At 49.9% G+C, this 24,029-nt stretch carries 19 protein-coding genes; all 19 read left to right on the top strand.

The features are described from left to right. The first annotated feature begins 16 nt into the window (after positions 1-16). Positions 17-1,759, top strand: coding sequence for a glucosyltransferase domain-containing protein (locus tag ACLTOH_RS03165; protein ID WP_412223350.1), 1,743 nt, complete (start codon positions 17-19; stop codon positions 1,757-1,759). Beyond that, positions 1,746-3,503, top strand: coding sequence for a DUF6044 family protein (locus ACLTOH_RS03170; protein WP_412223353.1), 1,758 nt, complete (start codon positions 1,746-1,748; stop codon positions 3,501-3,503). The genes ACLTOH_RS03165 and ACLTOH_RS03170 overlap by 14 nt, the downstream gene beginning before the upstream one ends. Positions 3,504-3,843: 340 nt before the next feature. Beyond that, positions 3,844-4,929: a glycosyltransferase family 52 gene (locus ACLTOH_RS03175; RefSeq protein WP_412223355.1), complete on the top strand. Its 1,086-nt coding sequence runs from the start codon at positions 3,844-3,846 to the stop codon at positions 4,927-4,929. A gap of 15 nt (positions 4,930-4,944) precedes the next feature. After that, positions 4,945-6,699, top strand: coding sequence for an ABC transporter ATP-binding protein (locus ACLTOH_RS03180; protein WP_412123238.1), 1,755 nt, complete (start codon positions 4,945-4,947; stop codon positions 6,697-6,699). Between the two features lie 5 nt (positions 6,700-6,704). Further along, a complete protein-coding gene (locus ACLTOH_RS03185) occupies positions 6,705-7,736 on the top strand; it encodes a glycosyltransferase family 2 protein (RefSeq protein WP_022312226.1) in 1,032 nt (343 codons plus the stop codon). Between the two features lie 39 nt (positions 7,737-7,775). Beyond that, the gene (gene pseF, locus ACLTOH_RS03190) at positions 7,776-8,468 is read left to right on the top strand and encodes a pseudaminic acid cytidylyltransferase (RefSeq protein ID WP_022312225.1); all 693 of its coding nucleotides are present in this window, start codon (positions 7,776-7,778) and stop codon (positions 8,466-8,468) included. A 20-nt stretch (positions 8,469-8,488) separates the two neighbouring features. Next, positions 8,489-10,138 (top strand): HAD-IIIC family phosphatase, encoded by a 1,650-nt coding sequence (locus ACLTOH_RS03195; RefSeq protein ID WP_412223357.1) that lies wholly within the window; start codon positions 8,489-8,491, stop codon positions 10,136-10,138. An 83-nt stretch (positions 10,139-10,221) separates the two neighbouring features. Then, positions 10,222-10,443: an acyl carrier protein gene (locus ACLTOH_RS03200; RefSeq protein ID WP_118502361.1), complete on the top strand. Its 222-nt coding sequence runs from the start codon at positions 10,222-10,224 to the stop codon at positions 10,441-10,443. After that, positions 10,440-10,985: a GNAT family N-acetyltransferase gene (locus ACLTOH_RS03205; protein WP_412223358.1), complete on the top strand. Its 546-nt coding sequence runs from the start codon at positions 10,440-10,442 to the stop codon at positions 10,983-10,985. The genes ACLTOH_RS03200 and ACLTOH_RS03205 overlap by 4 nt, the downstream gene beginning before the upstream one ends. A 12-nt stretch (positions 10,986-10,997) precedes the next feature. After that, a complete protein-coding gene (pseI, locus tag ACLTOH_RS03210; protein ID WP_022312221.1) occupies positions 10,998-12,071 on the top strand; it encodes a pseudaminic acid synthase in 1,074 nt (357 codons plus the stop codon). A 9-nt stretch (positions 12,072-12,080) separates the two neighbouring features. Continuing rightward, positions 12,081-13,130 carry a UDP-2,4-diacetamido-2,4,6-trideoxy-beta-L-altropyranose hydrolase gene (pseG, locus tag ACLTOH_RS03215; RefSeq protein WP_412223360.1) on the top strand — a complete coding sequence of 350 codons (1,050 nt, stop codon included), beginning with the start codon at positions 12,081-12,083 and terminating at the stop codon, positions 13,128-13,130. A 20-nt stretch (positions 13,131-13,150) separates the two neighbouring features. Next, entirely contained in the window at positions 13,151-14,008 is an 858-nt protein-coding gene (locus ACLTOH_RS03220; RefSeq protein ID WP_412223361.1) for an SGNH/GDSL hydrolase family protein, read from the top strand. A 19-nt stretch (positions 14,009-14,027) separates the two neighbouring features. Then, on the top strand, positions 14,028-15,584 hold the full coding sequence (locus tag ACLTOH_RS03225; RefSeq protein WP_412223362.1) for a glucosyltransferase domain-containing protein: 1,557 nt from the start codon (positions 14,028-14,030) through the stop codon (positions 15,582-15,584). Between the two features lie 3 nt (positions 15,585-15,587). Further along, on the top strand, positions 15,588-16,556 hold the full coding sequence (locus ACLTOH_RS03230; RefSeq protein WP_118502353.1) for a glycosyltransferase family 2 protein: 969 nt from the start codon (positions 15,588-15,590) through the stop codon (positions 16,554-16,556). A 25-nt stretch (positions 16,557-16,581) separates the two neighbouring features. Beyond that, positions 16,582-17,733: a dTDP-4-amino-4,6-dideoxygalactose transaminase gene (rffA, locus tag ACLTOH_RS03235; RefSeq protein WP_117466148.1), complete on the top strand. Its 1,152-nt coding sequence runs from the start codon at positions 16,582-16,584 to the stop codon at positions 17,731-17,733. A gap of 1 nt (position 17,734) precedes the next feature. Further along, positions 17,735-19,204 carry a hypothetical protein gene (locus ACLTOH_RS03240; protein ID WP_227731950.1) on the top strand — a complete coding sequence of 490 codons (1,470 nt, stop codon included), beginning with the start codon at positions 17,735-17,737 and terminating at the stop codon, positions 19,202-19,204. Between the two features lie 37 nt (positions 19,205-19,241). Beyond that, positions 19,242-21,113 carry a DUF6044 family protein gene (locus tag ACLTOH_RS03245; RefSeq protein ID WP_412223364.1) on the top strand — a complete coding sequence of 624 codons (1,872 nt, stop codon included), beginning with the start codon at positions 19,242-19,244 and terminating at the stop codon, positions 21,111-21,113. 22 nt (positions 21,114-21,135) lie between these two features. Beyond that, entirely contained in the window at positions 21,136-22,908 is a 1,773-nt protein-coding gene (locus tag ACLTOH_RS03250; RefSeq protein WP_412223365.1) for a hypothetical protein, read from the top strand. A 38-nt stretch (positions 22,909-22,946) separates the two neighbouring features. Beyond that, complete coding sequence (locus ACLTOH_RS03255) at positions 22,947-24,014, top strand: DUF6077 domain-containing protein (RefSeq protein WP_412223366.1); 1,068 nt, start codon at positions 22,947-22,949, stop codon at positions 24,012-24,014. Positions 24,015-24,029: the final 15 nt, after the last annotated feature.

The following is a 24,029-nucleotide window of genomic DNA, read 5'->3' on the forward strand; positions in this document are numbered from 1 at the left end:
TAAGAAAAAGGAATGGATGAAAAGCATGGAAAAAGTGATGCAGAAATGGAAGAGCTACGGGAAACACTTCCAGCAGAACCGCCTGTATATGGGGATCCTGTTACTGACAGCGGTGTGTGCCTACGGCTATAAGGTGACAAATGCAACCATCGGCATCGATGATACGCCATCCTTATATTATTTTGAAGAAGGACTGATCGCCATTGTGGGGCGGTGGGTTCTGTTTTTGCTGAATAAGGTGGTATCGCTGGCAGAGTTTGTTCCCTTCGTGACGGATTTTGCGGCAGTTGTGATACTGGTGCTGGCAGCGGTCGTCTGGTCTGCATTGTTTTATTCTGTATTGGGAGAGAAGGTTCCGACGGCAGGCTATGCTTTCTTCGGTGCTGTCTTTCTCTCCAGTCCCCTGATCAGTGAAGTCTTTACTTATTTCCTGCATAACGGTATCGCCATTGGCTATCTGTGCTGTGGCATCAGCCTGTGCTGTGTCAGGGAATGGCAGAGCAGTACCCGGAAAATGCAAAAAGGATCCGGTATCCGGCAGAAACTGGGATGCCTGGCAGTGGCAAAGATCCTGACGGCGGCAGTCTTTTTGTGGATCGCCATGGGATGTTACGAGTCCTTTATGATCCTGTGGCTGGCGGGGCTGATGCTCTTGCTGCTGACGGAGCGGATCGCACGGGGACGTCAGGAGAAGGACATATTTGCCACACTGGTGGCCGGTGCGGTGGCGGCGCTTGTGGCCATTGTGCTGCGTAGTGTGATGATCGTGGTAGTGACGAAAGCATTTCATCTGGAATATCTGCGGGGAGAGGCGGTACAGCGTTCCGTGACGGAAATGCTGGGCTGGATGCTGCAGCCGGGGGCTTTCGGGGAGCTTGCCATGATCCTCAAGAGGACCTTTGTGCTGTATGGTGTGTTTGCCTATGCGTATCTGCCGATCCGGATTTTTATATTATCAGCGGCTGTGATCCTTGTGGTGACGCTGGTGCGGGTGATCCGCGGCAGAGATCTGTGGGCACTTCTGTTGTTGCCTGCCGCTTATTTGGCAGCATTTTCTCTTCTGTTCATTGAAGGAAAAGCCACATTGTACCGTTCGGCACAGTTCCTGCCGGTCTTCTGTGGATACGGAGCGCTGCTTTTTGTGTATGGGATCTGGCGGCTGACGGGAACTTTGGCCCCAAAAGCGAAGAATACGGCTGGCAGAAAAATCTCTGCTGGTGTGAGGGCACTTGCAGTTCTGGTGCTGGCGGTGATCCTCTGGAACCAGTGTATGGATATGACCAGATGGTTCTATATTGACAAGAAAAAATATGATGCGGCAGTGAAGACCGTGGATCAGATTGCAATGGATCTGGAACGGGACTTTGATACTTCAAAACCGGTGATCTTCACGGGAAATTATGATATTCCCTATAGCATAGTTCAGGATGCCTATGTGAGCTACAGCAGCCCTGTTTATTATAAGATGAAACGATTGGCGGATCTGGTGGACCCGGATCTGCTGGATAAATACAATCGTGGATCCAGAGGAGTGTGGGTGGCACAGACACCGGCACTGTCTGTTATCGACTGGGGACGCTATGCCTTTGATTCCGATGCGGAGCTGGTGAAATTTTTTGAAATGCACGGGCATCAGCTGGTGGCTCTGGAGGACATCAGTCTCTATGCGGCAGCGGAAGAAGAGTCTCTGGATCTGCCGGAATATCCGCAGGAGGGTTATATTGTAGATAAGGGGGACTATATTATTGTTCACTTCTGATGAAAAACCTGCAATAGGCAAACAGATCAACCGGTTCCTCTTGTGGCTGGACAGGATTCCTCTCTGGTGGACCGGAATTTTGATCGTGGTTGTATTTTTTTCCCCCTATTTTATTCTGGGGGATGGCTGCATCTTTGAGATCAACGACCAGCTGGATGAAAGCATTATGAACTATATGCTTCCCGCCAGACATTTATGGGACGGCAGTACGGTATATCCGGAGATGCTGGGCGGAGTCAATGCCAGCGGTATGCAGCCATCGGCCATTTTATTCCTGCCGCTGTATTGTCTGTTTTCTGCCAGGGTGGCGTTTCTTATACAATATATGATCTGCTTTGTGCTGGCGTTTCTGGGAATGTATCTGTTGGTAAAGGAGAGCACGGAGAGCAGTATTCTGGCGGTGATAGCCGGGGCATGTTTCTGTGTGCTGCCCTTATATCCGGTCTACGGTCTTTCTGAATTCGGCATTCCTTTGGTGACATATGCCTTTCTGTGTCTGTGGAAACGGAAAAGAATCCTTCCCGCATTGATGTGTACGTTACTGTTCGGCCTGACCAGCCATCTGGTGTATACCGGTTATGTGGTGCTGGGATTGTGGCTTTTGGCACTCCTTGTTGCCTTCTTTCAGAAAAGAAAGAATAAATGGCCGGTTCTGGGATTTGCAGAGTTGCTGGTGACTTATGTCATTGTCAACTGGTCACTGATCCTGGAGATTCTGGTGGGAGACAGCAGTTATGTCAGCCACCGGGAAGAAATGGTGTCTTCCGCGACTCCCTTTTTTGAGACTTTTTGGAGCCTCTTCCGGAACAGCGCACAACACGCACCGTCCTTACATAAATATCTGATCCTGCCGATTGTCATATTCCTGCTTCTGGGAGCATTTTGCAAAAAGGAAGAAACGGACAGAATGATATACAAGGCGGCTGTTATCAACTTTTTATTCCTGATCGGCATCGCATTGTTTTATGCATTTTGTCATATGACGGTGGTCGTTGATTTCAAAAACAGCGTCACGGGATTTTTACACTATTTTCAAATCCACCGGTTCTATTGGCTGTATCCTGCGGACTGGTATCTGGAGTTCGCACTGGCGGCAGCGGTATTGTGGAGAACGAAAGTGCCGCATACCGACAGCAGGATGCTGTCGGGAAAACTGGTGATCCTGGCAGTGTGTCTGTTGCCGACGCTTCAGCTGTTGAAAGTGAATTCCGGAATGTATCTCAATGTGAACCAGATCAATAACGGATCCGGAATCACGGGATATATCTCCTGGAAAAGCTGGTTTTCAGAGGATCTGATGCAGGAGATCGATGATGCGATTGGCCGGGACAAGAGCACCTATCGTGTGGCACATCTGGGAGTCAGTCCCGCACCGGCACTGATGCATGGTTTTTATACGGTGGACGGATATTCCAACAATTATCCTCTGGAGTACAAGCACAGATTCCGGGAAGTTATTGCACCGGAGATTGAGAAAAACGAAGAAGTGCGGGTATACTTTGATACGTGGGGGAACCGCTGTTATCTGTTCAACAGCATTACCGGCAATTACATGCGCCTGCAAAAGGGAAACACACTGGTCTATGAAGGCCTGGAATTTGACATGGAGGCATTGCGGGAACTGGGATGTGAGTACCTGTTCTCCGGAGCTGAGATCGGCGATGCCGACAGGATGGGCATGGAACTTGTGGGATACTTTGAAACAGAAGACTCTTACTGGGGGATCTGGGTGTATAGATTGTAAAGGTGCAGCCGTTGCAACAGTTCAACGCAAGGCCAATTCATAAAAGCGTCTGCTTCGCAGCCGGCGCCGCATCGCGGCTCATCTTTTATTTCATTGACCTTGCGTTCTGCTCATAGAATGACAGAATCGTTGCCTTGTGTGCAAGCACCCAGGCACCAATTCTGTCATTCTATGGCTGAACTGTTACCCCAACTTTCTTAAAATTTCATAAGATTTTTTACTGGAAGAGAAAAGTGTGCTATAGTGTAACTATTCATAGAATTCGCATTGCAGCGATTCTGCGGATGGGGAGTGAATAGTTACTAAATTATACGGCAATAAGCAATAATAGAGATTATATATGAAAGACAGAATCTATATCTGTCACACATACTATCATGTATATGTGACTTTTTTAAAAGAACTGAAATTAAGGGCGGAGGCAGATCCTGCGAAGAAAGCAGGGGCTGCTACTTTAGTGCTGTCCAAAATGTCCAATAATTTCGAGAACCTGAAATCCCGGGTGGAGAGCACGGGACTGTTCGAAGAGGTACTGGAATTCGATGAGAAGCGTGAAGATTTCTTCCCGGAACTGGAAAAATACCGGGAGGACACCGGAAGCTTTCTGGGGAATCTGAAGAACCGGATCCGCTTTACGAAGGAGTACGCCAGACTCGAGGCTTCTTATGTGCCGGTAGATCTTCGGACTTACAAGGACATTTATGTCTACTGCGATTCCGATCCCATCGGCTACTACCTGAATCAGAACCATATCCGCTATCATGCCGTGGAAGACGGCCTGAACTGTCTCAAGAATTTTGACGCGGCGCGATATGACAACCGTGGACATTTTAAGATCAAGGCATTCCTGTCCATGTATCTGAACCTGATCTTTGTTCAGAACGGCTACGGAAAATACTGCATGGATATGGAAGTAAATGACATTTCCGCCATCCGCTATCCCTGTCCCCGATATATTGAACTTCCCAGAAAGCCGATGGAAGACCGGCTGACAGCGGAGGATAAGCAGCTGCTCCTGCAGGCATTCGTGAGAAATAAAGACGAACTGGAACACCAGATCGAAGAGAGCAATAAGGTGGGAGATAAAATATTGATCCTCACGGATCCGGTATGCGCACTGGATGTGAGAGAACAGATCTTCCGGGATATTATCAAAATGTATGAAAAAGAGGGCACCATATTTTTAAAGCCCCATCCCAGAGACCTGCTGGATTACCAGAAGCTTTTTGCGGAATATCCCCAGTTCGATGCATCCATGCCCATGGAGATGCTGAACTTTTTCCCGAATCTGCGTTTTAAAAAGGTGGTAACCATATTTACGGAGGTAAAGGGACTTCCTTTTGCGGATGAAGCGGTACGCCTCGGACCTGATTTTATGGATGCCTATGAGGATCCACTGATCCACAGACAGAATGAACAGATATAAGTTTGGAGACCGTCAATGATACAGATCATCAAGAAATTACGTGTCCTGCTGGACAAAAAACAGAAAAGAACCATGGTGGGACTCATTATCCTCATGGTGATCAGTGCCTTTTTGCAGACGGCCGGTGTGGGAATGCTGGTGGAGGTCATGCAGATCGTCATTGATCCCGAAGCGGTACAACACAGCCGGGTGGCGGAAGCCTGCTATGAGATCATGGGTGTGGAGAACTATCGTACGTTCTCCATTATTGTCATGGTGCTGCTGATTCTGGTATTTGTGGTGAAGAACCTGTTTACTTATGTACAGCAGAAGCTGACTTTATCCTTTGTCTATACGAACCAGTTCCGCACTTCCGAGCGCATGATGCGTAATTACCTGCGCAGAGGTTATGAATTTTATCTGAATGCGGATACCGCTGTGGTACAGCGCAGTATCACTTCCGATGTCAACAATATGTATGCACTGATCCTGGCACTGTTACAGCTGTTATCCGACAGCGTGGTTTCCCTGTTTGTCATCAGTTACTGCTTTATTTCCAGCGGTACCATGACGATCCTGATGGCGGTGGTATTGCTTCTGTTGATGTGGCTGATCAAGAGAGTGCTGAAGCCCATCATGTACAAGGCCGGTAAGGACAATCAGGACTATTACAGCAGTCTGTTCAAATGGATCTCCCAGACGGTACAGGGTATCAAGGAAGTAAAGATTTCCGGCAAGGAGCAGTATTTCGTATCCGAGTACCGCAAATGTGGAAAAGGCTACGTGGATGCCGTACAGCGTTACAGCCTGTACAATCAGGTGCCGAAGCTGCTGATCGAGACAGCCTGCGTTGCCACTATGGTAGGATACATGATCTTTCTGGTGGCCACCGGTGTGCCTACAGAAAATATGCTGACAGTGTTCGGAACTCTGGCGGCAGCGGCACTGGTACTGTTGCCCTGCGTGAACCGTATCAACAACCAGATCAATTCCATCGCCTATTTTGAACCTTTCTTCATGGGTGTCAGCGATAATTTACAGGATGAGATCAACGGACAGAATATCGACATGTCCTTTGCTACCGATGAAGATGAAAAGCTGGATGTAAAAGAAAGCATCGAGATGAAAGATATTACTTATGCCTATCCCAATACGGAGCGTCTGATCTTCGACCATGCGGATCTGAAGATCCCGGTGGGTGCATCGGTAGGTATCGTGGGTACTTCCGGCGCGGGCAAGAGTACCGTGGTGGATATTCTGCTGGGACTGCTGGAGCCCAGTACGGGACATATCTATGCAGACAGCGTGGATGTAAAGGAACCGGGCAATTACCGGAAATGGCTGAAGAATATCGGCTACATCCCCCAGATGATCTTCATGCTGGATGACACCATCCGTAAAAATGTAGCCTTCGGTGTGCCGGAGGACAAGATTGATGAGGACAGACTGTGGGAAGTATTGAAAGAGGCACAGCTGGATGAATTTATCAAGACTCTGCCGGAAGGTCTGGAGACTGGCATCGGCGAGCGGGGTATCCGCCTCTCCGGAGGACAGAGACAGCGTATCGGTATTGCCAGAGCGCTGTATAATGATCCGGAGGTACTGATCCTGGATGAGGCCACTTCCGCACTGGATAATGATACGGAAGCAGCCATCATGGAGTCTATCAACCGACTGCACGGCCGCAAGACCTTGATCATTATCGCCCACAGATTGCAGACCATTGAAAAATGTGACATTGTCTATCGGGTAGAAGACGGCAGAGCAAAAATAGAACGGGGAAATCTGTAACGCCTATGAGTAAAAAACTGAGCATCATCGTGCCCGTCTATAATATGGCGACGGAGGGAAAACTGAATTATTGTCTGGACAGCCTGGTGGGACAGACCATCCGGGGACTGTACGATTATGAGATCCTCTGCGTGGATGATGCTTCTACAGACGATTCTCTGGAGATCCTGCTGGATTATCAGAAGCGTTATCCGGAGCTGGTCTGTGTCATTCCGAACCCTGTGAACTTAAGACAGGGCGGTGCCAAAAATGCCGGACTGCGGGTGGCGCAGGGGGAATGGATCGGTTTCATCGACAGTGATGACTGGGTGTCACCGGACTATTACGAGAAGCTTCTGAAAAAAGCGGAAGCAACCGGAGCGGATCTGGTGGGCTGCGATTACAGTCTGGTGGATCATCATACCTTTGAGGTCGGGAAGGTCATCGTCAACAATACACCGGATCAGACCGGGGATCTGACGAAGGAAAAGCATGAGAGACTGTTCATGCGTCCCGGCAGTATGGTGCTGAAAATTTACAAACATAGTGTGATCCGGGAGAATCATCTGGATTTTCCGGAGCATATTTTCTACGAAGACAACTGTGCAGGCCCCTTGTGGAGCCTGTACTTTCGACGTTTTGAGAGAGTGGAGGAACCGCTGTATTATTATTACCAGCATGCGGTGTCCACGGTACATCACATCACGGAGGAAAAATGCCGTGATCGTATGAAAGCAGCAGAACTTTTGTACACGGAATGCGAGAACAGAGGGTTTCTTGCGGAATACCGGGAGCAGATCGAATACCGTTTTACGGAGCTGTATTATGTGATCACTTTATTCTCCTATCTGTCGGGAGTGGAGAAGCCGAAGCTGTCTTTTGTAAAAGAACTACGGGAGGGGACAGAACGACATTTTCCGGAGTTCGACAGGAATAAATATTATCTGGAATATACCGGGCCGGAGGAACGCAAATTCATCGCCATGCAGAAAAAGAGCGATCTGCGGTTCTATCTCTATTACAGGATCCGGCAGTTTGTATGGAAGCTACGGGCCTGAAGGGCGGCCATGGGGCATGAGAAAGATGAGGTTAGGAAAATGAGCAGATTAGCGATTATCACCGCCAGAGGTGGGAGCAAGCGGATCCCGAAGAAAAATATCAGAGATTTTTGTGGAAAACCGATTCTGGCATATTCCATCGAGGCGGCATTGTCCAGCAGACTTTTTGACCATGTGATGGTATCCACGGACGATACGGAGATTGCGGAGATTGCGAAAAAGTACGGTGCAGAGGTGCCGTTTTTCCGCAGTGAGGCAACTTCCGGAGACTTTGCCACCACCAATGATGTGCTGGCGGAAGTGTTGGCGGAATATGAGAAGCGTGACATGCATTTTGATGTGGCATGCTGCATCTATCCCACAGCGCCTTTTGTGACAGCGGAAAAACTGAAAGCAGCGGTAGAACAGCTGGAAGCAAGCGATGCGGACACCCTGATTCCGGTGGTCAGCTTTTCCTACCCGCCTCAGCGGGCCATGGTAGTGGAGCAGGAACGGTTGGTATTTAAATATCCCGAATATCTGGACAGCAGATCCCAGGACCTGCAGCCCCATTATCATGATGTGGGACAGTTCTATGTCTTCCGTACGGACCGCTTTGCAGTGAATAAGAAGCTGATGGTGGGAAATATTCTGCCCCTGATCGTATCGGAACTGGAAGTGCAGGATATCGATAATCTGACGGACTGGAAGATCGCAGAGATGAAATACCGTCTGATGACGGAGGAAAAATAATCCCGGAGGAATCTGAGACTATGGCAACAGGCAGACTGGCAGTATTGTCCAATGTAAATATGAATATGGTGATCCGTATGTTACAGAAACAGGCGGAAGTCTACGATGCGGAAGGCTATGGAAATGAACTGGGAGCTTTGCTGAACCCGGCTTCCTCCTATCATGCGTTTCAGCCGGACATTACCTTTCTGATCATGGATCTGGCAGAACTGCTGGAACATGACTATGATCCGCAGACAGCAAAAGAGCGGATCGGAAACTGGTTTCAGACGCTGGAAGGCTGTCTGCCGGAGCATGGTGTGTTCTATGTCTCCGATGCATATCTGTGGGCGGTGGAACTGGCTGTGCTGGCGGATCCGGAACGCAAACAGCAGCTGGAGAGTTTGTGGAGTGCTGCACTGCAGCAGCTGACGGAGAAACATTCCAATGTGCGGATATTTCCTTATCGCCGGATCATAGAGCATCAGGGCGAGGAGAAGGCGTTTTCCCTGAAAATGTGGTATATGGGAAAAGTATTGCTGGGGATGGAGACCCAGTCTCTTCTGGCGGAAAAAATATTACAGCAGGCGGAACTGGAGGATCGCACCCCAAAAAAGGTGCTGGTTCTGGATCTGGACAATACCCTGTGGGGCGGCCTGGCCGGAGAGGCGGATCACACACCGGTGCTTTTGTCGGAAGACCACAGCGGTCTGGCTTATAAAAATCTGCAACGGGTCATAAAGCTGATGCAGGAACAGGGTGTGCTGTTAGCCATAGCATCCAAAAATAATGAAGAGGATGCCATGGAGATCTTGGAACATCATCCCCATATGCTGCTTAGGCCGGAAGATTTCGCAGCCCGCAGGATCAACTGGGACCCGAAGCCGGACAATATCCGTAAGATGGCGGAAGAACTGAATCTGGGAACGGATTCCTTTGTCTTTTTTGATGACAGCGAAGCGGAACGGGAAATGGTACGGCAGATGCTGCCGGAGGTGACTGTGCCCGATTTCCCGGCAAGACCGGAGGAACTGGCACCCTGCATGGCAAAGATTTATGAAGAATATTTTGCCCGGGCAGTGATCACGAAAGAGGACCGGGAGAAGACCGCACAGTACCGGGCCAATGCCGGCAGAAATGCCATGGCAGAGCAGGCGGTGAGCTTTGAAGACTATGTGAAAAAGCTGGAGATCTGTCTGATCCCGGTGGATCCGAAGGAACATCTGGACCGGCTGACACAGCTTTTGAATAAAACGAACCAGTTCAACCTGACCACCAGACGCTACACCAGAGAGCAGATGCAGCAGATCGTGGAAGATGCCGGAAAGAGAGTATTTCTGTATCAGGTGACGGATGCGTTTGGAGACAACGGAATCGTGGCAGCAGCCATCGTGGATACTGCCGGAGAACTGCCGGAGATCACGGATCTGGTCATGAGCTGCCGTGTCATGGGACGGAATATCGAGAATGCGGTGATCGACCGTATCGAGGAGCAGATGCAGGAGGAAGGATATACCGGACTCTGCGGCAGATATATCCCGACAGCCAAGAATAAGCCGGTGGAAGCTCTGTATGAAAAGCTGGGTTACCACAGGACGGAAAGTACACAGGAGGGCGGCACCTGCTATGAGATCACACTGGCAGAGAGACCGGAGAGGGCCTACTGGCTGAAGGAGACTTTATACGATTGACCTGGGGCTGGGTGACGGCTGCCGGACGGAAGACCGGACAGTGGTAAATGTTAGAAAAATGAGGATAAGCAGAGGATAACCATATGAAAGAGAAGATCATAAAGCTGATTGAAGATGTATTAAAGGTTCCGGCGGGAACCATCACCGAGGATACCATGATCGAAGATGTGGAGCAGTGGGATTCCCTGGCGCATGTCATGATCATCGGACAGTTGGAGGAAGAGCTTGGTGTCAGCATTCCCTTAGACGAAGCCATTGAGTTAAAAGGAATGCGTGAACTGTTGGAAAAGGCGGGCTGCGAATGAGTGTTACATTAAGAAAAGTGACAGAGGGAGATCTGGAACAGATCATGCGCTGGCGTATGGATCCGGAGATTACCCGCTATATGAATACGGATCCGAAGCTGACTCTGGAAGGGCAGAAGAAATGGTTTGCCAAAGTGCAGCAGGATCCGGATGTGAGCTACTGGATCATTGAGATCGACGGCACAGCAGCCGGCGTCATCAATTACACAGGGCTGACGAATCCCACAGGAGATCTGGGATGGGCCTATTACGTGGGCGAGAAAAAACTGCGCAGCATCCAGACGGCACTGGCGCTGGAGATGAGTATGTATGACCATGCGTTTCTGGATCTTGGGAAAAATGCGGTATACAGTGATGTATTCACCCTGAATCAGGGAGTCATCCAGCTCCATAAGATCTGCGGCTGTGAAGTCGTGGAAGAGAAAAAAGCCCATGTGGTGAAAAACGGAACTGCTTATGACGTGACATATATGCGCATGACAGCGGAACACTGGAAAGAGATCCGGGACAGCAAGAAGTACGAACATATTGTATTTCCTTAAGGAGGCACTATTATGAACAAAGAGATCATGATCGGGAATCATAAAATCAGTGAAGATTCTCCCACTTTTGTAATTGCAGAGATGTCTGCGAATCATCTGATGGATTTTGACAGAGCAGTGGCTATCATGCAGGCGGCAAAGGATGCCGGTGCGGATGCCATTAAAATACAGACTTACACCCCGGATACCATCACACTGGACTGTGATGATCCCTGCTTCCAGATCACACAGGGAACCATCTGGGACGGAACCACACTGCACAAGTTGTATGAGACCGCCTATACTCCCTGGGAGTGGCAGCCAAAGCTGAAAAAGATCGCAGAGGAGATGGGACTGGTATTCTTTTCTTCTCCCTTTGATCTGACCAGCATTGATTTTCTGGAAGAGATGGAGGTACCGGTATACAAGGTGGCATCCTTCGAGATTAACGACATTCCTTTCATCCGCAAGATCGCCCGTACCGGCAAGCCGATTATCATGTCTACCGGAATTGCCTATCTGGCGGATATCGAGCTGGCACTGCGTACCTGTAAGGAAGAGGGCAACGAGAATGTGATCCTGTTGAAATGTACCTCCGCTTATCCGGCACCCTATGAGGATATTAATCTGAAGACGATTCCTTCCATGAAGGAAGTCTTTGACTGTGTGGTAGGTCTTTCTGATCATACCATGGGCTGTGCCGTGGCCGGTGCCGGTGTGGCGCTGGGAGCCAAGGTGGTGGAGAAACATCTGACACTGCGCAGAGCAGACGGCGGTGCGGATGCGGCATTCTCCATGGAACCGGAAGAATTCAAAGAGATGGTGGATCACATCCGCATGATCGAGAAAGCAGTAGGAAAGGTGACCTACGATCTGACACCGAAGCAGAAAAAGAGCAGAGAACATTCCCGTTCCCTGTTCGTGGCACAGGATATGAAGGCCGGGGATGTGTTTACTCCGGAGAATCTGCGGTCTGTGAGACCTTCCTGCGGACTGCATACCAGATATTATGAGGAACTGTTGGGCAAACGGATCACCAGAGATGCCAGGCTGGGAACCCCTATGGACTGGTCTCTTGTGGATTTCACAGAGAAGGAACAGCAGTAAGGAGCGGAAATGTATTATTTTCGTGCGGACGGCAGTGCTGTTACGGGGGCAGGGCATCTGATGCGTTGCCTCACGGTGGCACAGGAATTACAAAAAAGAATAGAGCATCCGGAAGAACTCTGCTTTTTGTGTGCGGATCAGGCATCTGCGGAACTGTTGCAGAGCTGGAACATGCCGGTGAAGGTCCTTGGGACGGATCCTGCCGACCTGGAAGGAGAGCTTTCGGCGCTGGAAGGACTGATCCGGGGAAGCGGGCATGTTTTTCTGGTGGACAGCTATGCGGTGACGGATGCTTATTTGCAGGCATTGCACCGGTTTGGCAGGGTGTATCTGCTGGATGATATGCAGCAGCATGCATTTCCGGTGGACGGTGTGATCAATTACAATCTGTTTGCTTCCCGGGAAAAGTATCGGGAACTGTATGGCAGCAGTACCGGACAGTATCTCGGAGCGGCTTATGTGCCGGTGCGGCAGCAGTTCTGTGAGGCGGCAGCACAGTATATTTTGCAGGATGATGTAACGGATATCCTGATCACCACCGGTGGCGGAGACAAAGATAACATCGCCGGACAGATCCTGCGGGAACTGTGTGAACACAGTCTGGCGGAAGCACCGGTAAGATATCATCTGGTGATCGGAAAATTTAATCCGAACCGGAATAGACTGGAGCAATATGCTTCGGAGCACAACAACGTGACTCTGCACAGCGATGTGAAAGATATGGCGGGGCTGATGAGGACCTGCCAGCTGGCGGTGACCGCCGGTGGAACGACGATCTATGAGCTGTCGGTGCTGGGAGTTCCCTTTGTCTGTTTTTCCTATGCAGAGAATCAGGAAGGGCTGACAGAATGGCTGGGAGAGCAGAAAAAAGCCGGATATGCCGGCAAATGGCATCACGCCCCGGAAGAGACAAGAAAAGCTATCGGCAGTTGGTGCCGGAATGCCTGTGAGAACAGGGAATTGCGGCAGAGAACCTATGAAGCGGAGAGAACCCTGATCGACGGGCAGGGGGCTGCCCGGATCGCAGAGATCCTGCGGACGGCGGGAGTGGAAGAATAGAAGGATAATATCTGAGGTTTATGAAGAAAAACAGTAGCCGGAAGAGGAAAATTTTATATAGTGTGACAGCGGCTGCTTTGTTCGTGCTGCTTTTGGTACTGTTTTTCCCGGGAGACCGTGAATATCAGAGGATTCCTTATGATGTGGTGTTTCTGGGAGACAGTGTATATGGTCTGTGCCGGGATGAGACATCCATCGCGGCAAAGCTTCAGGAGAAGACGGGCTTAAAATGCTACAACGGTGGACTGGGAGGAACGGTCCTTGGCAGAGCGGATGCGGAGAGAAGGCTGGGATATACCAAGGATTCCATTTCTGCGGCCGGACTGGTACGTTCCTTTGTGGTGAAGGATTTCGGTGTCCAGAGGACCGTGCACATCCGAGAAGCGGCCACGGATTATTTTGAGGATACTTTGGGAGATCTGGGACAGATCGATTTTGACCAGGTGAAGATCCTGTTTATCGGTTCCGGACTGAATGATTATCACTCCGGCACTCCCATCGAATCCACAGCAGATCCGTATGATGAATATACCTACTGTGGAGCTATCCGCAGTATTGTGAAGGAGTTGCGGGAAGCCTATCCGGAGCTGCGCATTATCTTCATCACCCCGCCCTATACCTGGTATACGGATCCGGAACTGACCTGTGAGGAATATGATCTGGGCGGTGGTGTGCTGGAGGATTATGTCAATGCGGAGATCGGGCTGTGTGAGGCATTGAATGTAGAAGTCATAGACATCTATCATGACTATTATCCACATGACACCTGGGATGATCTGTATCTCTATACCGATGACGGTCTGCATCCCAATGAGGCCGGCAGAGAGAAGATCGCACAGACGATCGCAGAATACCTGAGAAAGGTTGAAAATGACTGAATGAAGGAGTGACAGACGGATGAAGACCCCGTGGGATTTTTTTCAATCTAGCAGAACAAAAATAAAAAATACATGGAAGATTGCCTTTCCCTCAGCGTTTGTACTGGGGATTCTGATCCATCTGCCGGTGATGCTTTCGGATATTCCGAATCATGACGGCCTGAGCAGTATGTATTTTGATCAGAATATGATCACTTCCGGACGATGGTTTCTGTCTGTGGCATGCGGCTTTTCTTCGTATTTTACCATTCCATGGATCATTGGTCTGATCGGTCTGCTCTGGCTGGCGCTGGCGGCGGTGGCATTGACGGAACTGCTGGAACTTGCAGACCCGTTGGTAATCATGGCAGTGAGCGGATTGCTGGTTTCTTTTCCGGCACTGGCATCCACTTTTGCCTATGTGTTTACCATGGATGGTTATATGATGGCACTGTTTCTCGCAATTCTGGCAGTGCTTTTTACGAAAAAACAGAAAAAAGGCTGGCTGGCCGGGGCGGTATGTCTTGCGTTCAGTATGGGGATCTATCAGGCATATCTGCCCTTTGCCATTCTGCTGTGCGTATATGTGATCCTGCTCTTTTTTATGGAAGAGAAGGGCTGGAAGACGAAAGCGTTCTATGTACTTCGTTACCTGGGCATGGGAGTTGCCGGAGCCGCATTGTATTACGTAATCCTGCAGATTCTGTTGAAATTACAGGGAAAGGTGCTGGATACCTATCAGGGGATCAATTCCATGGAGCAGGGAGGTTCCGGTCTGGGGCTGTTTGCAACGATCCGGGGAATGTATGTTGATTTTCTGGCATTTACGGTGCATGGAAATGTGCTGGTGAACAATATTTTCTCTTTTACGGCCTGTGCGGCACTGGTGCTTCTGGTGGCTTATCTGCTGGTGAGAAGCATGCTGCAAAGAAAATGGTGGAAGAATCCGGCATTTTTCGTTATAATAATTCTGTTGGCGGCGGGACTTCCGCTTTTGACCAATGTGATTCTGGTGATTTCTCCGAATCTGACCTATCATTTGCTGATGCGGTATCAGTGGGTATTATATCTGATCCTGATGCTGGCATTTGTGGACAGATATGCGTCGGAGGACGGGAAAACAGATATCGGGATCCAGTGGGTGGCATTACTGGCGGCCGGAATCCTGGTATTCAATTATGGAGTATCGGATAATATCGGATATTCCAATCTGGAGAAAAAATACGAGAAGACCTATGCGTACTGTGTACGTCTGTTGGACAGGATCGAGCAGACGGAAGGGTACTATCAGGGAATTCCCATTGCATTGGTGGGTGTCATCGGGTATGATGAATTCCCCACTACGGATATTACCGGAAAAGTCACGGACGGTATGATCGGTCTCAGCGGAGACTATCTGATCTATAAGGGAGCGGATTATCAGGCATTTATGCAGAACTATCTGGGCGCAACCCTGAATTTTCTGGATCCGGATACTGTGGGTGAGATTTATATGACGCAGGAATACATTGACATGGATACTTTTCCGGGAGCGAATTCCACCAGGGTTGTGGATGGAATCCTGTATGTCAAGACCGAGAACTGCGGAAGGGATTAGAGGATGTCATTATTATCGATTGTTTTACCGGCATATAACGAAGAACAGAATATTGCCAATACCGCAAAAGTACTGGGGGAACTGCTGGAACAGCACGGGATCGATTATGAGCTGGTATTTATCAGTGATGGTTCGAAGGACGGAACCTTTGAACGTATTAAGGAAGAATCGGCCAGGAATCCGAGAGTACGGGGAGCGGAGTTTTCCCGGAATTTCGGAAAGGAAGCGGGAATTTTTGCAGGCCTGGAGCTGACTACGGGGGATGCGGTGATCGTTATGGACTGTGATCTGCAGCATCCGCCTGAGGTGATTCCACAGATGTGGGAAAAATGGCAGCAGGGTGCCGAGATCGTGGAAGGTATCAAGGCCGACCGCGGTAAGGAGAGTCTGGGATATAAGTTGTCTGCCGGACTTTTTTACAAGATCATGAGCAAACTGATCAAGATGGACATGAATGCTTCTTCCGATTTCAAGCTTTTAGACAGAAAAGTAGTACAGGTCCTGTTGGAACTGCCGGAACGCAATACCTTTTTCCGGGCGTTGACCTTCTGGGCAGGGTTCCGTACGGAGACTGTGGAATATGAAGTACAGGAGCGGAAATACGGACAGAGCAAGTGGTCCTTCTGGAGTCTGATGAAATATGCCATTACCAATGCCACTTCTTTCAGCACACTGCCATTGCAGCTGGTGACGATCATGGGCGGGGTATCCATCCTGTTCAGTGTGATCCTGGCGATTCAGACCCTGGTGCGCTATCTGATGGGAACGGCGGTGGAAGGTTTTACCACGGTGATCCTGCTGATCCTCATTATTGGCGGATTTATTATGTTAAGCCTTGGTGTGATTGGCCATTATATTGCCAGAATCTATGAAGAAGTCAAGGGAAGACCGAAATATATTATCAGTCATGTGACGGAAAATGTGCCTGGGACAGCCGTAGGAAGTTGGAAGCGGGAACATAGAGAAAGCTAAAAGACAGTAGAAAAGAGGATGTGTTATGAGAGAGATTGATATTAAGTTTAACGTACCGCCTTATGTGGATAAAGCAGCAGATTACATTCAGGAATGTGTAAAAAATCAGAAGATCTGCGGAGATGGAGAATATACGAAAAAATGTAATGCCTGGATCGAGGAGAGGACCGGAGCCGGAAAATGTCTGTTGACGACCTCCTGTACCCATGCGACAGAACTGGCAGCACTTTTGTGTAACATTCGGCCCGGGGACGAAGTGATCATGCCTGCTTACACCTTCGTATCCACCGCAGATGCCTTTGTACTGCGCGGTGCGGTTCCTGTGTTCGTGGATATCCGCCCGGATACCATGAACATTGACGAGACACTGATCGAGGATGCCATCACGGAGAAGACGAAAGCCATCGTTCCGGTGCATTATGCCGGTGTGGCCTGCGAGATGGACACCATTATGGACATCGCAAAAAGACATAACTTAAAGGTAGTAGAGGATGCCGCACAGGGTGTACTGGCATCTTACAAGGGAAAAGCACTGGGAACCATCGGTGACTTCGGTGCCTACAGCTTCCATGAGACCAAGAACTACAGCATGGGTGAGGGCGGAGCACTGCTGATCCGTGATAAGAAGGATGTGGAAGAAGCGGAGATCATTAGGGAGAAGGGAACCAACCGCAGCAAGTTCTTCCGGGGCCAGATCGATAAATATACCTGGGTAAATTACGGATCGTCCTATCTTCCCAGTGATATGAATGCGGCTTATCTCTATGCACAGCTGGAGATCGCTGATGAGATCAATGAGGCAAGACTTGCCTGTTGGAACCGCTATTATGAGCAGCTGCTTCCCTTAAAGAAAGCGGGGAAGATCGACCTGCCCACCGTACCGGAAGGCTGTGTGCATAATGCGCATATGTTCTACATCAAGGCAAGAGATCTGGAACAGAGAACAAGATTTATCAGCTATATGAAGGAGAACGGTGTGCTTACGGTATTCCATTATATCCCGTTGCATACTTCTCCCGCAGGACAGAAGTTCGGCCGGTTCCACGGCGAGGACCGTTATACTACCAGAGAGAGCGAGCGCCTGGTAAGACTTCCCATGTACTATGGGCTGACACTGGATCAGGTGGATTTCATCTGTGGACTGGTGAAAAACTTTTTTGAATTAGAGGAGCAGTAACATGCAAAAAATTGGCAGAGCGTCTGCACAGGTTGCAGGCAGATTTCTGTTCCTGGGTGTCTCCGTGCAGATTCTTCTGGGAATCTGCTGGGGCGTCAGATCCTTTGGAATTTTTCCGGAATTCGGCGATAGCTACACATGGCTGAAAGCGTCAGAGACACTTGTGTGTGATGACTACATGGGGATCGGCTACCCTCTTTTTCTGATGCTTGTAAAAGGGATAGAATCCATAAGTTCTATCCCTTATACTTTTTTTGTATATACGGTACAGATCCTGATTGCATTTTATGCCGGTGTAGTATTTTTACGGGCATGCGGAGTGACAGGGAAAAAGATATTTTTGTGCTGGGGAAGCCTGGCGCTTCTGACCTTTCCCTGTGCCATGCAAAGTCATCTGGCCGTATTGCCGAATTCCCCGGGATATTCCCTTTTACTGCTGGAACTGTCGGCGGTGATCCGGACCCTGCGGCAGGATGCTGTGGCGGAGGATGGTGAGACGACAGCGCCGGCCAGACCGTTACATGGTCTGTTCGAAGCCGGAATCTGGTGGGCGCTCAGTACACTGTGTGTGGTGGAGAATCTGTATCTGGGGCTGGTACCGCTTATTGTTCTGTGGCTGATACATCTGTGGCAGCTACGGAGCAGAAAGACGGAGAAAAAGAGAGTAGGCCGGGAACTTTTGCTCCTTCTGGCAATGGCGGGAATTTTATTCACGCTGGTGCCCATGTGGCAGACACCGGGCAGCTATGGGAAGGCGGAGAATACGGTGAGCGCCGCCATGATGCGCCGGTTCAGCTGGACGCATATGAGAGAGGAAGAAGAATACGATGAATGGCCGGAACAGCTACGTACCTGGATGACCTGGAAAGAGATGAGGAATGCCGGGTATTATGCGGGAACCATGGAGTCCGGCATACAAAAGACGCTGGAGGATCGTTTCGGCAAGGCGGAAGCACAGAAGATATTCAGAGAGTATGCCGAGTATCACCTGAAGACGTATACTTCAGACAATATCCATCAGATCGCCTGGGATTGCCTCGGATATGCCATGCCTACGGTACTGTTGCAGCTGCTGTTGGACGGCAGGGGATATGACTCCTTCTCTGGCAGAAATGTAGACATTATGATGACGGGAGATCCAAGGCTGACAGAGCTTTTGCTAAAATACAGCAGCTGGTGGTTCCTGTCGGGAATCGCTGTTGTGGTCGTGAGCTGCATGATATGCGGGATCATTGCCATGCGCCGACAGAAAAAAGAAAAAACAGTACCGGACAGAAGTCTGTTCTGGAAGATCTCAGGAGTCTGTGTGATCACTGCGGCAGGCATGATCCTGTGGTATACCATGCGGGATGCCGGATGCCTGGATTACAAGAACGGATTGCTGCCGGGTTCTCTGTGGCTTGTGGGAATGATCCTCTGGACCGATAGGACCATAAGCGCCGGAGATACAGAAGACAACCCGGAGAAATAATAGAATTGTGACAGCAGAAACGCGGGAAGGAGGAACCATGACGAAGATGACAACAAAAGTGAAAACGCAGAAATCAGAAAAAGCCTGGTTCTTTCTGGGAGCGTTGGCAGTATTTTTTATGGGAGTTCCGTATCTTGTATTAGGGAAGGACTCTGTGTTCGTGTATCACGATCAGCTGGACGGTGAGGTGATCGCCTATCTTCTGCAGGCAAGACATCTGTGGGATGGCAGCGGTGTATTGCCGGAATTCATGAACGGTGCAGCAAAAACAGCGCTTACCATGCCGGCCCCCGCCTGTGTGCTGTTATACCGGTGGCTGCCTGCGGAACTGGCACTGGCCTGTATGCAGGTGGCTGGCAGCTTTGCCGGATATCTGGGAATGTTCTGCCTGCTTGGATGGGCCGGAGAAACATCGGAAACACTGCGGAGAAGAAAAGGACTTGTCGGTTTCATAGCCATGCTGACCGGATGTATGTATGCGTATCTGCCGTTTTTGCCGGTGTACGGGCTGTCCCAGTATGGATTGCCGCTGTTAATGTATTGTGTACTGCGACTGGGGGAAAAGGACAGACCGAAGAATTTCCGGATTCTCTGTTATTTTTATGTACTGCTTTTCGGATGTAATTCTTCCCTGGTGTTATCCGGTTTTGCTGTGCTGGGAATCTGGGCGGTATGGGAGATCGTCACACTGGTGGACAAAAGGAAACAGTTCTCCGCCGGACAGGCTGCAGCCTGGGGGATTTTGCTGCTTACGTATATCGTTGAGAACGGTTCGTTATTGCTTCAGCTGTCCGGGGGACGGGGAGAAGAGATTTCTCACAAATCGGAATATCTGCTCAGCCCGGTGGACTTTTTCAGTCAGTTGAAAACAAACCTCCTGCAGGGAGGACAGCACAGTGTGGATTATCATGGACTGATCCTCGTGGTGCTGTTGATGACAACAGTTGTTTTATTTTTCCTAAATCGGGCAACGAAGAAGGACATAGCGGATAAAAAGAATGTACCTGAGGGCGGAGAAAAACGGTTATGGAAAGCCGTGGGCCTGTCACTGGCCGTTATTGCAGGCTTTGCGGCAGTGGCCGCACTGTGGGACAGCAGTATCGGAATCGCTATCCGTTCCAGTCTGGGTGCTCTGAAGGGCTTTCAGGCCAACAGAGTCCTGTGGCTGAGTCCCTGCCTGTGGTATTTTATTCTGGGGTGCAGCCTGTTATTGCTGACGGAACAGCTCCCGGAAAGAGACACAGGAGCGGAGAAAACAGGGAACGGACGCAGGAACGGTGTGATCCCGGGGATCATCGTAATGGCCGCAATGCTTCTTACCGTGGCAACAGCCGGGAAGATTTTGCTGGAGAGCAATCTGAAGCCCAATCTGCAAAAACTGGTGAACCGGAATTATGCAGCCATGAGCTTCCGGGATTATTATGCCGTGGATGTGCTGGATCAGGTACAGGAGTACCTGCGGGAGAATACCGGGGAAGAACCACAGGATTACCGGGTCGTAAGTCTGGGGATCGATCCCGCTGCGGCATTGTATCATGGATTTTACTGTCTGGACGGCTATTCAAATAACTACTCTCTGGAGTACAAGCACCGTTTCCGGGAGATCATTGCACCGGAGCTGGACAAGAGTGAATATCTGGAAGACAGCTTTGACCATTGGGGGAATCGTTGCTATTTGTTCAGCGCGGAATGCCCCGGCTATTATACGATCGAAAAAGGTGGCTTTTATTTTCAGGACTATACGATCGATGCGGAAAGTCTGAGGCAGCTGGGCGGAAGCTATCTGTTGTCGGCAGCCTATATCGATCACAGTGAGGATACCGGTCTGGAACTGATGAGGCCGGAGGCCTTTGAGACAGAGAACAGCTATTACCGCATTTATCTCTATCGGGTAATGGATAATGAATAATAACGGAGATGGGAAGATTCCTATGATTGGACAGGAAAAACGGGATAAATGGAAAAAAATCCTGCCGGAACTGCTGGCAGTTATATTGTGCCTGGTATTGATGGGCGCGGGAGTCAGCCGGAAGGAAGGCTATCACATGGACGAACTTCTGAGCTTTGAACTGGCAAATGCCAGGTATAATCCCTGGATCGTACCTACCCAGCCGGAAGGGCGTCTGGCCAAATTCGTGAACGAAGAGATCGAGGGGGACAGTGCGGGAGAGGCTCTGGAGAATCTGAAAAATACAGTAACAGATGTGCTTAGGAACCGGGGAAACAGCAAACTGTTGTCTTATAAAGCAGATGTCTATGAGGAACCGGTCTGGATCACGGACCGGCAGTTTCAGGATTATGTCACGGTGGATCAGAAAGATGCCTTTGATTACCTGTCGGTTTATTTTAATGTAAAAGATGACAATCATCCGCCGGTACATTTTATGCTGTTGCATACCATGAGTTCTGTCTTTCGGGGAACATTGTCACCGTGGCTTGGATGCAGCATCAATCTGGTCTGCCTGGGAATTACATTGTGGCTTTTACTGCGGCTTGGGAGACAGCTGGCAGATGTTTTTTCCCTGGAAGGAAAGGGAAGACAGCTGGGGATCCTGGCGGTGCTTCTCTATGGAATGAGTACCGGAGCACTGGGTACGGTGCTGCTGATCCGTATGTATGGGCTGCTTTCCTGTCTGTGTGTCGCCCTGTTTTCCGTCCATGTGGAAAAATGGAAGAATAACGGGTTTGACAAGAAAAACAAGGGTCTTATCGCTATTACGGTGCTGGGTTTCCTGACACAGTATTTTTTCCTGTTTTACTGCCTTCTGCTGGCGGCGGTTACCGCAGTGATCCTGCTGTACCGGCACAGGAACGAAGAATTATGGTGCTATATCCGGTCCATGGTGATCGCTGCAGTGATCGGACTGGTATTGTTCCCTTTTGCAATTTCGGATGTGTTCTCCAGCGGAAGAGGGACGGAAGCTCTCGGCAATCTGGCCTCCGGATTTGCCGGTTACGGACAGAGACTGGCTGCATTTGGCAGAATTCTGGCGGATCGGACAGTGGGAGCACCTCTTCTGATCGGCGGATGTGCCGCCGGCGCAATCCTGCTTCTGGGAAAGCTGTATCTGAGCTTCCGGGCCGGGAAACAGGAACAGAAAGGTGAAAATTCCGGAAGAGATGCGGCCTGGATGCTGATGGTGCCGGTGGCCGGATATTTTCTGCTGGCATCCCGCATGTCACCGTATCTGGTGGACCGCTATATTATGCCTTTGTTTCCGTTTGTGGCATTGCTGCTTGCTTTGCTATTGTGTCTCCTTGGAAAAAAACTGACAGAGATCTCCGGATGGAAAGAACAGATCGTGGGAGGCATGCTGGTGCTGTTGCTCGTGGTGGTACAGGGGCTGCGGCTTGCTGCCTATGATGGGGAATACCTCTATCAGGGATATGCCAGACAGGAAGCATTGGCGGAAGAATATGAGGAGTTCCCATGCATCTGCGTTTATGCGGGAGTGGGCTATTATGAGAACCTGCCGGAATTTATGCATTACACCAAAACTTTGCTGGTAACGGCAGAGGAACTGAAGGAACGTAAGGATACGGAATCCGTGGAGGCACTGGACCGGGTGATCGTATTGATCAAACCGGGTGTGGATAAAGAAGCAACAGTGTCTGTGCTCCGGGATAAGTATGGTTATACGTCGGAGGAACTTCTGCTTTCGGAAGGCGTGCACGGAGATATGATATATATGTTTTCCAGATAAGGAATGAAATGATAAGAAGACAGAAATGAGGTTGAAACATGATCGCAGTTCGTTTGCTGTGGCTTGCCGTTCTGCTGGTAGCGATACCGGCATGGGTGGGAAATTGTTTTTTAAATGTGGATAAACCCTGTAGAAATCCGGTATTTCTGTGGATTAGCGGTCAGATGCTGCTATGGGCGGGATTTCAGGTGATCTGTGTGCCGGTGATCCTGTTGGAAGGCCGTATGTGGATGGTGACCGTAGCTTATTGCGGCTTCATCCTGGTGCTGCTGGCAGCGGCAACGGTCCGGTATTTCCGGCAGTCCCGTACTCTGCGGGCAGTCCGGGAAGCAAAGCCGGAGAAAGCAGAGATTATTTTGTGGGTGCTGGCTGGTGTGCTTTTGCTGGTGCAGTTGGTATTGGCAGTGCTGATGGTCTACGGTGATGGTGACGATGCCTATTATGTGGCAATCTCCGCAGCGGCAGAGGAATCCGGCAGGATGTATCAGAAGATCCCTTATACGGGAATGCATACGGAACTGGATGTGAGACACGGGCTGGCACCTTTTCCCATCTGGATCGCATGGCTGGCCCAGATGACCGGCATCACTACGGTGATCGTGGCGAAGACTCTGGTGCCGGTCGCTCTGATCTCCATGACTTACGGAGTATTTTATCTTCTGGGAAGCAGGGTATTATTCGCAGGAGAGGGCGCATACCGGAAGAAATGGGCGTTGCCTGCATTTTTACTCTGTACGGAAGTGCTGGTGCTTTTCGGAGATTATTCTTATTATACTGTAGAGAATTTTATGATTGCCAGGAGCAGACAGGGGAAGGCTGCATTGGGAAGTATCCTGATCCCCATGATTTTTTTCCTGCTGCTGACACTGCTTCGAAAAATACAGGAAGAACAGAAGATCCCCGTCGGTTTCTGGGTGCTGTTGGGATCTGTGATGACGGCCTGCTGTCTGGCCAGTACCATGGGAGCATTGCTGGCATGCATGCTGGTGGGAACGGCCGGGCTCTGTGGTGCGGTCAGTTACAGAAAATGGAAACTCATACTGCCATTGATCGGCTGTTGTATTCCCTGCATTGTGTATGCCGGAATGTATTTGCTGTTGGGATGATAGGACCGGAGGAGA

This window comes from Waltera sp. (assembly GCF_046969025.1).
Taxonomy (GTDB): domain Bacteria; phylum Bacillota; class Clostridia; order Lachnospirales; family Lachnospiraceae; genus Acetatifactor; species Acetatifactor acetigignens.